The sequence below is a fragment of the Sphingosinicella soli genome (assembly GCF_014199685.1).
In the GTDB taxonomy this organism is placed as follows: Bacteria; Pseudomonadota; Alphaproteobacteria; order Sphingomonadales; family Sphingomonadaceae; genus Sphingosinicella; species Sphingosinicella soli.
In genome coordinates this window covers 36422-50778 of record NZ_JACHNZ010000003.1, presented here as the reverse complement: position 1 = coordinate 50778, position 14357 = coordinate 36422, and the positions used below count along the sequence as shown (strand labels likewise).

The 14357-nt window shown below is 61.4% G+C and carries 9 protein-coding genes; 7 read left to right on the top strand and 2 right to left on the bottom strand.

The annotated features are described in order from the left end of the window. Window positions 1-3 precede the first annotated feature (3 nt). On the bottom strand, window positions 4-894 hold the full coding sequence (locus tag GGQ98_RS02295; protein WP_184064510.1) for an alpha/beta hydrolase: 891 nt from the start codon (window positions 892-894) through the stop codon (window positions 4-6). Window positions 895-1362: 468 nt separating this feature from the next. Between GGQ98_RS02295 and GGQ98_RS02290 the strand changes: the two genes are divergently transcribed. The 6 genes from GGQ98_RS02290 to GGQ98_RS02265 all read left to right on the top strand — a co-directional run bounded on the left by GGQ98_RS02290 (window position 1363) and on the right by GGQ98_RS02265 (window position 11486). Continuing rightward, on the top strand, window positions 1363-4413 hold the full coding sequence (locus GGQ98_RS02290; protein WP_184064508.1) for a TonB-dependent receptor: 3051 nt from the start codon (window positions 1363-1365) through the stop codon (window positions 4411-4413). Between the two features lie 81 nt (window positions 4414-4494). Then, complete coding sequence (locus GGQ98_RS02285; protein WP_184064505.1) at window positions 4495-6078, top strand: alpha/beta hydrolase; 1584 nt, start codon at window positions 4495-4497, stop codon at window positions 6076-6078. Window positions 6079-6168: 90 nt separating this feature from the next. Next, window positions 6169-7842, top strand: a complete 1674-nt coding sequence (locus GGQ98_RS02280; RefSeq protein ID WP_184064503.1) for an amidohydrolase — start codon at window positions 6169-6171, stop codon at window positions 7840-7842. 24 nt (window positions 7843-7866) lie between these two features. Continuing rightward, on the top strand, window positions 7867-9465 hold the full coding sequence (locus GGQ98_RS02275) for an MFS transporter (protein ID WP_184064499.1): 1599 nt from the start codon (window positions 7867-7869) through the stop codon (window positions 9463-9465). 1 nt (window position 9466) lies between these two features. Then, window positions 9467-10717, top strand: a complete 1251-nt coding sequence (locus tag GGQ98_RS02270) for a CaiB/BaiF CoA transferase family protein (RefSeq protein ID WP_184064496.1) — start codon at window positions 9467-9469, stop codon at window positions 10715-10717. 1 nt (window position 10718) lies between these two features. Continuing rightward, window positions 10719-11486 carry an enoyl-CoA hydratase-related protein gene (locus GGQ98_RS02265; protein WP_184064493.1) on the top strand — a complete coding sequence of 256 codons (768 nt, stop codon included), beginning with the start codon at window positions 10719-10721 and terminating at the stop codon, window positions 11484-11486. Here the strand turns inward: GGQ98_RS02265 and GGQ98_RS02260 are convergent. Next, window positions 11473-12822, bottom strand: a complete 1350-nt coding sequence (locus tag GGQ98_RS02260; protein ID WP_341534113.1) for an aminotransferase-like domain-containing protein — start codon at window positions 12820-12822, stop codon at window positions 11473-11475. The genes GGQ98_RS02265 and GGQ98_RS02260 overlap by 14 nt on opposite strands. 194 nt (window positions 12823-13016) lie before the next feature. Here GGQ98_RS02260 and GGQ98_RS02255 point away from each other — a divergent pair, with 194 nt between their 5' ends. Further along, entirely contained in the window at window positions 13017-14303 is a 1287-nt protein-coding gene (locus GGQ98_RS02255) for a hydroxymethylglutaryl-CoA reductase, degradative (RefSeq protein WP_184064487.1), read from the top strand. The last annotated feature ends 54 nt before the right edge of the window (window positions 14304-14357 follow it).

Here is a 14357-nt window from a genome sequence, read left to right as displayed (position 1 = left end):
GGCTCAGCGTATCTCGAACGCGAACCGCAGGACATCGGTGACTGACCGGGCGGGTACGCTCATGTGGCCTTCGTGTTCGTAGCGCGTGAAGCGGACACGAAGACCGCGATCCGAGAACCGATCGAGCCGATCCGCGAGCGCGCGCGCAGGTTCGGGATCGTCGTCGACGTCGAGATCTCCCACAACAATCATCAGGCGGCTTGTCCGTCCGATCTTGCCGTTTTCAAGCTGCGATGTGAACGCCCGCTCCTCGCTCAGCACGCCTTGATGATTCCATTCGATCGAGGGGCTTGCCGCAATAATGGAATGAAAGGCATCGGGCCGCGAATAAAGCGCATACAGACCAAACAGACCGCCCAGCGAATGACCGAACAAGGCCTGGCGTTCGGGATCGGTCTTGTAGCGCCGGCCGATTTCGGTGCGCAATTTTCCGGTCAGGAAATCCAGGAATTCCTTGCGGCCGCCGCTTTCGTATTTCGCCAGTCCGCGCCACTGTGTGGGCGCGGGATCGAGGAGCGGCGGGGTCAGGTCATTGAGGCGTCTGACATCATATGTCTTGTCGGTCGGATAGCCGACGCCGACGATGATCGATTTTCCGACCGCGTAGAATTCCTGCAACCGCCGCGTTTCGGCAAAGGACGCGAAGCTCGCGTTGCCATCGAGCACGTAGAGCACGGGATAGCCGTCAGCGGGCGGTTCGCCCTCGCCGGGGAATGAAACGAAGATCCGGTAGACCTCCCCGGTGTCGGACGTCATGTCCCACATGTGGGTCGAGGGCATCGTATAGCCGGGCGGGGATTGCGGTGGCGCGGGCGGCTCTGCACTTGCCGATACGGCGGGGATCGCGATAGCAAGTGCTGTGACAGCGACGAGCTTCGTCCACGACATGTTCATTCCGTAAGTCTCCGTTCAGCCATGATTGCGATAGCTGCCGCCCTCATAGAATCGCTTTCTACGGCGTTTTGCCAGCGGATCGGGGGGTAATCACGGTCGCTTTCAGGTAAGGCGCTGCGCCATGAGAGACGTTTTCGGCGGATTTGTCCCTATGATGCGGCTCGTGCGCGATACAGATCAGGTACAATCGTTCCTGCATGGGGCAGCGCATTTCACGCCATTTTGGCGCGTATTCTGCAAATTGTACCCGCTTCGAAGCGAGGACATCAACTGCACATAAGCTCATAATCATGCCTGAACGTCGGTTCGTCGATGCTCTACTAAATTTTCCTGCACATCGGACGGAGCGCGAAAAGCCATCGGCTTCAGTGTCCGCCCGGTGAAGGGAATATCCAATTCCTGCGTCCGGGCTACGTGGCCGGGGCGAACGACACGGTTTTAAAAAGGGGGATTCGTAGCATGGGGAAATTGACACGGTTCTTGACATCGGGTTCGGCGGCCGTGCTGGCGCTATATGCAGCGCCGGTAATCGTATTCAGTGCAGGCATCAATGCGCCCGCCATGGCGCAGGATTATACATCGGGCGCTCTTGCAGGAACGATCAACGACGCCGACGGCGCGCCCGTTGCAGGCGCGAACATCACGCTGACCTCGGAAGACCAAGGGTTTTCCCGCACGGCGAACAGCAGTTCATCGGGCGGCTTCCGCTTCGGTGGGCTTCCGCCGGGCCGCTATAGCGTTGCCATCACGTCCGCTGCAGGGGACACGAGCGAGGAGGGCATGCAGATCGCAGCCTCGGCAACCGCCAATTACACCTTTGTCGTCAGTTCGGGCGGCGAAATCGTCGTGACGGGCGCACGGCGCAATCTCGACTTTTCCAATACCACCACCGGCATTGCGGTCGACCTTCAGGAGCTGACCGGCCGCGTGCCGCTCGGTCGCAGCCTCACCGATGCGGCGCTGCTCGCGCCCACCGCCACGGCCGGCGATACGGCCTTCGGCAACCTTCCGTCGTTCGGCGGTGCTTCGGTGGCGGAGAACGCTTATTACATCAATGGCCTCAACATCACCAACTTCGACACGTATCTGGGCTCCGCGCCGGTTCCGTTCGAATTCTTCCGGTCGGTCGAGGTCAAGACCGGCGGTTATCCTGCCGAATACGGCCGGGCGACGGGGGGCATCATCAATGCCGTGACGAAGGCCGGCACGAACGACCTGACGGCGGGCATTCATCTCAACTGGGAACCGAACAGCCTCAGGTCTACAACCAAGGATACCTATCGCGATCGCAACGGGAAGGACACGAACAACAATTTCAGCGCGATCGCGGAAGTAGGCGGCCCGATTATCAAGGATCGGCTGTTCGCGTATGGCCTGATCGAGTTCCGCGACATCAAGAGCGGCCACAGCAGTATCGAATCGGGCGCGCGTTTCGTGGACCGGGACAATGATCCGATCTGGGGCATCAAGCTCGATGCCTATCCGCTCGATAACCATCATCTGGAATTCACATATTTCGACACCGGCACCGAACGCCGCAGAACCACGTACGCCTTCGATGCGGCGACGGACACGGTGGGCGGTGAACTCGGCCAGACGCGCCATCGGTCGGGCGGGGCGAGCTATGTTGCGCGCTACACCGGGAATCTGGCCGAGTGGTTCACCATTTCGGGTGCCTACGGCGTTTCCAAGGAGCGCTTCGACGTTCTCACCAACAACGACGGCAATTATGTGCGGGACGAGCTGACCGGCGTGGTTCTCAGTGACCAGAAGCTCGACAGCGTTCAGTCTCCCTATAGCACGCGGCGCGAATTCTACCGGATCGACGCCGATCTGTATTTCTCGATGCTCGGTGACCACCATGTCCGCTTCGGCATGGACACCGAGAACACCAAATTGTCGAAGGTTTCCGTGCCCACCGGCGCGGATGGTTACGATGCGAACGGGCTTGCGGCGGCGCCCGGCGGTGTCGCTTATTACCTCAACGTCTGCGGTGTGGATACGCCGCAGTGTGTGGCCGCTGGTCTCGCGGCGGACGAGGTTTATGTAGGTGTCGGATACGGCAGCCTCGGCGGCGGATTTGAGGGCAAGAACAAGGCGTATTACGTCCAGGACGAATGGAGCGTGACGCCCAGGCTGACCGTCAATCTCGGTGTTCGGCTCGATCAGTTCACCAACTCCAGCAACGCGGGCGTAAAATTCATCGATCTTGACAATGCCTGGGCCCCGCGCATCGGTGCATCCTATGACGTATCGGGGGATGGCCGGATCAAGCTTTATGCCAATTATGGCCGCTATTATCTTCCGGTGGCGTCGAATGTTTCCGCCGTCAGTTTCGGATCTCCGATCAGCTTCACCGAATACTGGCAGACCGACGGCACGTTCAGTGCCAGCAGCGTGCCGACGCTCACCACCCAGATCACCGGGTGGGACGGAGGCCAAGCCTGCCCGGCGCCGATTTTCGGCGTGGGCGGCGCCAATTGCAACGTCATTGCGACCGGTGCGATCCGCGACCCCGGCCAGGTGGCCTCGCGAAACCTGAAGGCCAGCGAAGAAGACGAGATCATCGTCGGCGCATCATACCGTTTCGACGAGCAATGGACGTTCGGCGTCGCCTATACGCGTCGGCGCCTGCTGGCGGTCGCCGACGACATCGCGATCGATGCGGCGGTACGCTCATACTGCGCCGCGGAAGGCATCGCCGGATGCGACGATATCTGGTCGGGATATCACCAATATGTCGTCGCCAATCCGAACCGGGATATCGAGATCACGCTCAGCGATCCGATCAACGGCGAAGCGACGCCGCGAACAGTTACACTGAATGCCGAAGACATCGGCATTCCGAGCGCTGTGCGGAAATATGATGCGGTGGAGTTCACCTTCGAACGTGCCTTCGACGGCGTCTGGTCGCTGCGCGGTTCCTACACGTGGTCGAAAAGCCGCGGCAACGTCGAAGGCTTCGTCCAGTCCGACTTCAGCCAGAACGGCACGGGCCTGACGCGCGACTTCGATCAACCCGACCTGATGGAGGGCGCATACGGTAAACTGCCGAACCACCGCGCCCACCAGTTCAAGGTCTGGGGTGCCTATCAGGTGACGGACGCATTGCTGTTCGGGTTCAACGCATCGCTGTCCTCGCCGCGTCACTACGGCTGTATCGGCAACAGCCGCGGCGGGTTCGACGGCACCAACCTCGGGTATTTCTACGGTGCCTGGTCGCAATACTGCCTCGGCCGCCTGCAACCTCGCGGTACGGGTCTCGACGGTGCCGGACTGAAAAGTGACTGGGTCAAGAACATCGATGTTTCCGTCCGGTACGACATCGATCTGCCGGTGATGGGCAAGGCGACGCTTCGTGCCGATGTTTTCAACCTGTTCAGCTTCAAGGGCGTGACCGACGTCGATCAGATCGGCGAGATCGATTACAACAGCGATGCCCTGCGGCCCGAATACGGATCGCCGATCGGCTATCAGCGGCCACGCTACATTCGGCTTGGACTTGACCTGGTATTTTAAAGCACAGGAGAGGGCCGGGCTTGCATAGCCCGGCCCGGTTTCCCGGTTCAGGGTTGACGCGAGGACGACAGGGGAGTGGGCGTGCCGTTACTGGACATGATCGTCTTTGCGCTGTTGTTTCTCTCGGCGGTCCTGCTTTCGTGTTGGCATGACCCGCGCAGCAAACGTGCCTTCCTGTGCGGGTCGTTCACGGCACTTGTCGTCGCGGCGATCGCGGCCTGGTCGCTACGCTGGCAGATCGTTCCTGCGCTTGTGGTTTCCGCAGTTTCGACGGGCCTCGGCGCATGGATGGTATGGCACGCCGAACGGAGACGCCTTGTGGCGGCCTCCACCGCCGGGCTCACGCTTGTCGCAGTCGTGCCGTATGTTTTCTTCCCGATATTCGATTTGCCAGCGCCTGATGGGCCGTTTCGTGTCGGTATTCAGAATATCGATCTGCGCGATACGTCCCGCCGGGGCGTGTCGTACCTCGGCCCCGATGTGCAAAGGGATATTCCGCTAACCATATGGTATCCGGCGTCGGCCGATGCGAAGGGAAAGATACGCCCCTATCTCACGCGGCGCGAGGCGCTTGACGAGGCGGTATCGGTGGCGACCTTGTGGGGCTTTCCCGCATATCGGTTCCTTTCGCTGCATTCGACGGGTACGCATGCCATCGAAGATGCCGATGTCGCGCAGGGGCATAAGTTTCCCATCGTCGTTTTCAGCCACGGCTATTGGTCGTTCCGTGCCCAGAATTCGGCGCTGATGGAACGGCTGGCGAGCCATGGTTATATCGCCGTCAGTGTTGCGCACCCGCGCGACAGCGCCGATGTGCGGTTGCAGGACGGGACATTGATAACGTCGGCGCTTCATACCGGCCCGGAAGGGGTTGGCGATCCGGCGGCCGACCGGAAATGGGACGCGGCAACGTCGGCATTTATGGGAGGCGAGAGCCACGAAAAGCGCATAGCGGCGTTGCCGTCCTACAAGGCCGCGGTCTCAGGACACCGGCTGGGCCGAAGTCTGACTGTCTGGCGGGACGATGTGCTGTTTGCGAGCCGGACATTGCGCGATCGTCCACCGCCCGCAGTTCAGGGTATCATGGCGGTCGCAGATTTTTCCAGAATTGCGTATGCGGGTATGTCGTTCGGCGGATCGACGGCTGCGAGCGCCTGCGACGCCGATCCCGACTGCGTTGCGGCGGTCGATCTCGACGGAGAGAATTTTGACGGCGCGCAATTCGACCGCGCGCTGCGCGCTCCGCTCCTTCTGATACTTACGGATCAGCCGTTCAGCGATAAACAGCGCAGTGACCGGACATTCAATCCCACGGACTATGCATGGGAGAACTGGCACTGCGTCGGCGATAGGGAGGACATACTTCGGCTTCGCGCGCGCGGCATTTTGCACATGGGGCTGACCGATTTCGTGCTGGGCGCGCGCGGGCCATACAAGTCGAAGCATTTTACCAGCCTTGACGGTGAACGGGCGCTCGCCATCATCAACGATACGACACTCGCTTTCCTCAACCAGTATGTTCGTGGTTTTCGGCCCGCAGGGCTGAAGTCGACGCTTGAAAACTATCCGGAACTGCAGAGGCTCGATACCGCTTCGCTTCGTGCTTATGCGCAAGAATTGCCCGGTCGCGCGCCTTGCCTGGAACGCGCTGGAGAAACACGATGACGACTCGCGCTGCAAGGTGCGATGTAAAGCGCCTCGGCGTTTGATCGAAACGGGCGAGTGGCTGAAGACGGACTTGGGAGACAGGACAATATGAATCATCAGATCACGCGTCGCCAACTGATCGCTTCCGGAGCCGCCGCCGCGCTCTGCGGGCCGGCATTCGCGGCGCACGGCACACTGGACACTGCGCTTGTCAACGCAGTCGTGTGGACCGGCGATCCTGGCGTGATCTCGGATGCTGTCGGCATTTCGGGGAACCGGATCGCAGCCCTTGGGAGCAGCGCGGTACGATCTGCAACCCGCCCGGGAACGCGTGTGATCGATTGCGGCGGCGTGTTCGTGATGCCCGGCTTCATCGATTGCCACACGCATTTTCTGCTGGGCTCCATCACGCTCGCGCAGCCTGTTTTCCTCGATGTTCGGTCCAAAGCCGAGTTCATCGACCGCATCGGCGCGGCCGTTCGCGCCGTTCCAGCCGGCCAGTGGTTGACGGGCGGGCCGTGGGATGAGCAGCGCTGGGGCGGCGAGCTGCCACGCAAGGAATGGGTCGATGCGGTGTCCGGCGACACGCCGATCGCCATTCCCCGCACCGATCTGCATTCGCTGTTCCTGAACTCGGCGGCGCTACGCCTTGCCGGAATCGACCGGAATACCCCTGATGTCGCCGGCGGGGTTATTGAACGTGACGAGCGAGGCGAGCCGACAGGGGTGCTGAAGGACAACGCCACGCGCCGCGTGGGCGAAGTGATCCCGCCGCTGACCGATGCACTCACGAATCAGCTTGTCCGCCAGGGCATTGACCATGCTTTGAGCAAAGGAGTCAGCCAGGTCCATAACACCGAGATTGACTGGACCGTTCAGGATGTCGCGCGGCGTTTGCGGCGCGAAGGGGGGCTGGGCCTTCGCTTCAATTCCTTTGTCCCGCTCGCGGATTGGGAACGCATGGCCGCGCTGGTCAAGGCGGAAGGGCGGGGCGACGACTGGCTGCGCTGGGGCGCGCTCAAATGCGTTTCAGACGGTTCGCTCGGTGCGCGGACCGCGCGCTTTCATGAACCCTACCTCGATGCGCCGGATCAACGCGGCGTGTGGGCCACGCGCGTTGAAGACATGCGCGAATGGATACCGGCAGCGGACGCGGCGGGGCTCACGATCACCACCCACGCCATCGGTGATGAGGCGAACGATGTCGTGCTCGATATCTTCGCCGATGCGGAGCGGCGGAACGGCAAGCGCGACAGGCGATTCCGGATCGAACACGCCCAGCACCTGAGCCCCGGAGCTTGGTCGCGCATGGCGCAGCAGAACGTGATCGCATCGGTGCAACCCTACCATGCCGCCGATGACGGGCGCTGGGCGGTGCACCGGATCGGGGAGGAGCGGCTGAACCGTACCTATGCGTTCCGATCGCTTCTCGACGCCGGTGTCCGGACCTGCTTCGGATCGGACTGGCCGGTCGCGCCGCTCGATCCGATGACGGGCATCGATGCCGCTGTGCAGCGCCACACGATCGACGGCGCGAACCCGAATGGGTGGCATCCCGAACAGCGGGTGTCGATCGAGGAAACACTGACGTCTTATACGCGCACTGCGGCGTTTGCCGGGTTTCAGGAAGACCGCCTCGGGCGGATCGCCGCCGGTAGCCTCGCCGATATCACGGTGCTCGACCGAAATTTGCTTACCGTCGCGCCCGATCAATATTTGAAGACCGGCGTCCTGCGAACCTTTGTGGATGGTGAGGAACGCTTCGCCGCGCCTTCTGCGTGAGTGGACGAAACATGGAAATGGGGGATGATCGTGTCAGTTGAAGAAGCGAGCCTGGATAAACCAGCCGCCAAGGATGTTCGCCGCGTCATCACGGCTTCGTCGCTCGGCACCTTGTTCGAATGGTACGATTTCTTTATCTACGGTACACTTGCCGCATCGGGCATTATCGGCCAGGTCTTCTTCCCGTCCGACAATGCACAGCTCCAGACACTGCTTGCGTGGGCAGGGTTCGCCGTGGGGTTCTGTTTCCGGCCTCTGGGCGCAGTGGTGTTCGGCTATTTCGGCGACAGGTTCGGGCGCAAGCACACGTTTATCGTCACCATCCTGCTGATGGGCGTGGCAACGGCGGGTGTGGGTTTGGTGCCGTCTTATGCCGCCATCGGATTGGCTGCGCCCGCGCTCATCATCCTGCTGCGCATTCTTCAGGGCCTGGCGCTGGGCGGCGAATATGGCGGTGCGGCGATCTATGTGGCGGAACATTCGCCCGCCGGTAAGCGCGGATTCTTCACCAGCTTCATTCAGGCGAGCGTCGGCGCGGGTTTCTTCCTCAGCCTTGTGGTCGTGCTGGGCTGCAAATGGAGCATGCCCGCGGAGACATGGAACGCATGGGGCTGGCGCGTACCGTTTCTGCTCTCCATCGTGCTGCTTGCGATCTCGCTTTGGATGCGCGTCAAACTTTCCGAGAGTCCGGTGTTCCAAGCCATGAAAGCGGCAGGAAAGACCTCGAAGAATCCGCTCCGCGAAAGTTTCACCTATCCCGGAAACGGTCGACGGCTCTTTCTGGCGCTGTTCGGTATCGCCGCCGGGCTCACGGTGATCTGGTTCACAGCGATGTTCACGACGCTCGGCTTTCTGCAGAGAGCGATGCACGTTGAAGAGAGCGTGGCGCAGATCATCGTCGGCGCGGCTGCGGCGATGGGCGTGGGCTGGTTCATACTGTTCGGCTGGCTGAGCGACCGCATCGGGCGCAAGCGGCTGATCGTGACAGGCTATGCGCTGACGCTGCTGTTGCTCTTTCCGCTCTACTGGGTGATCGGCTGGGCGGCGAACCCGCATCTTACGCGCGCAGCCCAGCAGGCGCCGATCGTTGTCTCCGGACCGGACTGCGCTTTCAATCCGTTTGCCGGGACACAGGACGAAGCGTGCGGCCGCCTGATCGATTATCTGTCGAAGCGAGGCATTTCCTACAGTCTGCAACAAGCGCCCGCCGTGGAGATGACGGTGGGGGGTAGCGTCGTGACCGGCCGTAGCGAAGCCGAACTCGACGCGGCTTTGACAGGGGCGGGCTACCGGCTCGAAAAAGTCACGCCGTCGCCGCGGAACATTGCGATCATCTTCCTTGCCATCATGGCGCTCACGGCGCTGTCCGGCGCGACTTACGGACCTGTAGCGGCATTGCTGAGCGAATTGTTCCCCGCGCGCATACGCTATAGCTCGATGTCGATTCCGTACCATTTCGGTACAGGATATTTCGGCGGGGTGCTGCCGTTTGTGGAGCAGTATATCGTGGCCCGAACCGGGAACTCCTACGCGGGGCTCTGGTACAGTTGGGGTGTTGTCGCGATGGCGCTTGTTGTGACCATGCTGCTGCTGCGTGAGCGCGACCTTCTGAAGGACGAATAGCATGCCGCTGAACGTTGACGGCAATGAAACCGCCGGCCCCGCATCGCCGCGCACGGGGCCGCTCACGGGCATTGTCGTTCTGGATGTCACGCGGGTTGTCGCCGGGCCTTTTTGTGCGATGATTCTGGCCGACATGGGCGCGACGGTCATCAAGATCGAAAACCCCAAGGACCCGGACTACACGCGGACCTTCCCGCCCATGGTGAACGAGGGTGAAAGCCAGACGAGCGCCTTTTACGCGCAGTACAACCGCAACAAGCTGGGCGTTTCGCTCGACCTGAGAAGCGCAGACGGGAAAGAGATTTTCAAACGGCTGGTTCGGAAAGCCGATATTCTGATCGAGAACTTCCGCCCCGGCGTCATGGACAAGTTCGGTCTGGGTTACGACGATCTGAAGCACGAGAACCCGCGCCTGGTTTATGCCGGAATCAGCGGATTTGGACGTACCGGACCGAACTCCAGGCGCCCCGGATATGACAATAGCGGACAAGCCACTGGCGGGCTGTGGTCGATGAACGGCTATCCAGGGCAGCCGCCCGTTCGCGTCGGCACGATCATCGGCGATCTTTCGGCGGCGCTTTATGCGGCGATCGGTATCCTCGCCGCATTGCGCGAGGCCGAGCGTACCGGTATCGGCCAGGTCGTCGATATCTCCCAGCAGGATGCCGTGCTCTCTCTCACCGAAAGTGCGGTTGTCCGCTACACCGTGGACAAAGAGATAGCGGGTCCCCTCGGCAACGATCATCCGTTTGTTCGGCCCTATGGCCAGTTTCCCTGTGCCGACGGCTATGTGTTCTTCGGCGGATATACGGACAAGTTCTGGGCGATCACCTGCGCGCTGTTCGGCGAGCCCGGGATGGCGACTGATCCGCGGATCGACACGATGGAGAAACGCTTCGATCCGGAGGTCAGCGAAAAGATCGTTAACCCTTTGCTCGAACGGTGGTTCGGCCGCTACACCAAGGCGCAGCTGGAAGCGATGGCAGGGGATGATGTGCCGCTCAGTGCTATAAAATCGATCGATGAAGTGATCGCGGATCCACATATCGAGGCGCGGGGCATGATCGTTGATGTTCCCGTGGGTGGGCGCGATATCCGCATGCTGGGTCTGCCCATAAAACTTTCGGGTGCGACGGCTGCGGCGCACGATCCGGCGCCGTCGCTGGGTGAACATAATGCCGCTGTGCTTCAGGGCATGCTTGGTCTCGACGATGCTGCGCTTGCTGCGCTTCGCGAAGACGGAGTGATTTGAGGTGGCGATCGAGGTGACGCGCGACGGCGCGGTTGCAACCGTTCGCTTTGCGCGGCCGGAAAAGCTCAACGCGCTGACGCTGGCCATGTACGACGATCTCGGGCGCGCCTTCGCCGAGATCGGCAGCGATGATCGCATTCACGCTGTCGTCCTCGCCGGCGCTGGGGACCGGGCGTTCTGTGTCGGCGCCGATCTCACCGAATCCATTCCGGCGCTTGCTTCGGGCCGGTTCGATATCAGTGCCTGGGATCCGGCCCATCTCAAGACCGGCGCCTTCTACAAGCCCATCGTGTCTGCGGTACGCGGGCTGTGCATGGGCGGAGGATTCGAGATTTTGCTGGCGACCGATATCAGGATCGCTGCCGAAGACGCCGTGTTCCAGCTTCCCGAGGTCGGGCACGGGTTTGTACCTGCAGGCGGCACGCTGGTTCGCCTGACCCGGCAGATCGCCTATGCGCATGCGATGGAATTAATGCTGACGGGCAGGCGTTTCACCGCCGCGGAATTACTGTCGCGAGGCGTGTTGAACCAGGTGGTTGCAAGTGGCGAGGTTGAAGCGACGGCGGCTGCCATTGCCGCCGAGATCGCAAGCAAAAGCCCTGTCGCGGTCCAGACCATCAAAGAAGCGGCACTGACGCTGTATGACCTTCCCGTCGCGGAAGCCTTCGCGCGCGAAGCGATCCTCGGCCAGCGCACATTCACCAGCGATTCCGCCAAACAATCCTTGGCCCGCTTCGCTTCGCCGCGCGCCCGGATCAGCGACGATTGACCTGATCGCCCAGCCAGCCGATGAAGCTCGGGTCCGCGCCGTAGGCCACGTTGACGCGCATGGCGGGGGGCGGATTCCGGGAGGTCGAGAAATTGGCGGCCGGGGCGATGAAGATGCCGGCCATCGCGGCATCATGGGCCAGATCATCGCCGCCCATATGTTCCGGCAGTTCGATCCATAGATAAAAGCCGCCGCCGATAGGGCGACGGATGCTGAACCCCAGAGCCTCCAGCGCCTTCACGCTCGCCGTGGTGGCCGTGCTCGCGCGCGCGCGCAGCCGGCGAAGGTGCTTGAGATAATGGCCGTGCTCGACCAACTGGAAGATCAGCCGTTCGTCATGCGCCGATGTCGAAACGGTGGTGACGACCTTCAGTTCGTTCAGTTCGCTCGCCAGTCGCGGTGCGGCGGCGATATAGCCGGTGCGGAAACTGCCCGCCAATGTTTTCGAGAACGTGCCGATATAGATTACCCGGTCGAGTTGATCGAGTGCTGCCAGGCGGGGCGCGGTATAAGGCAGAATATCCGCGAACGGATCGTCCTCGATTACGAGAAGGTCGAACTCCGTCGCCGCTCTCAGCACGGAATAGGCGGTGCCGAAGGTAATCGATCCACCGGTCGGATTGTGAGCAAGCGACTGGGTGAAGAAAAGTCGTGCGCCGCTTTTTTTTGCCTTTGCTTCCAGATCGCCGACATCGGGGCCATCCTGCATTCGATTGACACCGACCGCATTGGCGCCTGCGAGTGCCAGCTTGGCAAGCAAGGGATAATAGCCCGGATCGTCAACCAGCACATTGTCGCCCGGCGCGACATATCTTCTGATGACGAGATCCATCGCATGGTTGGCGCCGTGGGTCATCAACAGCTGGCTCTCCCGGCATGAGATACCTCTTTCCGCCAAAGCGCCGCACAGTCGTTCGCGAAGCGGCGCGTAGCCCCAGCTCGAATTGTAGGAATCTGCTTCCTGAAATCTTTGATAGGAGAGATAGCGACGAAGCTCGGAGGTTTCGAGCCACTCGGTAGGTGGGCGTCCATCGCCGGGACGGATCGGCAAACGGCGGTCAAGCTGCTCGGCAAGTAGCGAAACCCGGTCGGTCGCAGCGACCAGCGGTATCTTGTGTTCCTGCGTTGCAGCCGGAGGGGTTCGGACAACATAATAACCGGATCCCGGTTTCGCCTGCAAAATGCCTTGCCCGACCAGGCGAAGATATGCCTCGACCACGGTATTTTTTCCGATGCCGAGGCGCTGTGCTTCGTCTCGTATCGATGGCAGGCGCTGCCCGGGCCGCAGCGTGCCCGCACGCAGTTGCATCAGGATGCTGTTGACGACGAAATCAATCTTGAGGGGTGGCGATGGCGTGATGCTCTGTTCCCGGCGTTCGCTACGTTCCTATCATATTGTCCTGAATTGTACCTGCATCATGTCCGCTGACATCGCTATCGATAAATCGGGACACCGTGCGGATTGTCGAAGTTATTTTGCGGCATTGACGCGTCTGGTGCCGCCGTACAACAGTAAGCGAAAGAGCAGCGGTGACAAACGACGCGACCCGAAGGACATCCCGGATATCAGGCTTTCACAAACTCGGTGTCGAGGAACGCATCGACCTGGTCGCCGGCTTTGCAGACCTTGAAGACGAGCATCGGCGCCAGCTTGCCCGGCCATCCAATATCGATACGCATCTGGCAGACCATATGATCGAAAACATGGTCACCACCATCGCCGTTCCGGTCGGCATCGCGACGAACATGCGGGTCGATGAGCGCGATGTCCTTGTACCGATGGCCACAGAAGAATCATCGGTCATCGCCGCTGTCGGCAATTCGGCGCGCCAATGTTATGAATCGGGCGGCTTCACGACATCGATGTCGGGAACCGAAATGATCGCGCAGATCCAGTTGCTCGATATACCGGATCCCGTCCGCGCGCGTTTTCTGATTCTGGAACGCCGGGCGGAAATCGAACGCATCTGCAACGCCTGCGATCCCATTCTCGTCAGCCTGGGCGGAGGCTTCCGCGATCTCGATGTCCGTCTCATCGGTACGGATTCGGGCTGCATGGTCATCACGCACATCGTAATCGATACGCACGACGCGATGGGTGCCAATGCGGTCAATTCGATGGCAGAACGGCTTGCGCCTGATATCGCGGCGTGGACCGGCGGGCGGACGCTGCTGCGTATCCTGTCTAACCTCGCCGATCGACGGGTCGTGCGTGCGCGGGCGACCTGGACATGCGAAGCCATCGGGGGTGCTGAGATCCGCGATGCGATGATCGCCGCCTATAAATTTGCCGATAACGACCCCTATCGCGCAGCAACGCACAACAAGGGCATCATGAACGGCATTTCCGCTGTCGTCCTTGCCACGGGCAATGATACGCGCGCCGTGGAATCGGGTGCGCACGCCTTTGCCGCGCGCACCGGACGCTATCGCAGCCTGACCCAATGGGAGGTTACATCCGGCGGCGACCTGGCCGGCGCCATCGAATTGCCTCTCGCTGTCGGCTTGGTGGGCGGTGCTGTAAAAATCCATCCGACGGCGCGCGCGCTGCTTGCCATTTTGCAGGTTCAAACGGCGGGAGAACTGGCGCGGATCATTGCGGCCGTGGGGTTGGCGCAGAATTTCGGGGCGATGAAAGCCCTGGTGACCGAGGGTATCCAGCGGGGGCACATGTCGCTTCATGCCCAGAATGTCGCGTTCGCGGCGGGTGCTGTCGGCGACGAGGTGGCTGAAGTCGCGCGAAGGATCATTGATCGCAAGTCCATCAACGAAGCGGCGGCGCGTGCGGCGCTTGTCGAATTGCGCGGGCCGGCGTGACGCCGCCCATGAGAGCGGCCAATTTTCAGACCAAGGGAACGTAAACGCCGCCCG

Excerpts from the sequence above, each read along its gene's own strand:
- GGQ98_RS02295 (WP_184064510.1), bottom strand. The coding sequence starts at position 894 with ATGAACATGTCGTGGACGAAGCTCGTCGCTGTCACAGCACTTGCTATC.
- GGQ98_RS02280 (WP_184064503.1), top strand. The coding sequence starts at position 6,169 with ATGAATCATCAGATCACGCGTCGCCAACTGATCGCTTCCGGAGCCGCC.
- GGQ98_RS02275 (WP_184064499.1), top strand. The coding sequence starts at position 7,867 with ATGATCGTGTCAGTTGAAGAAGCGAGCCTGGATAAACCAGCCGCCAAG.
- GGQ98_RS02270 (WP_184064496.1), top strand. The coding sequence starts at position 9,467 with ATGCCGCTGAACGTTGACGGCAATGAAACCGCCGGCCCCGCATCGCCG.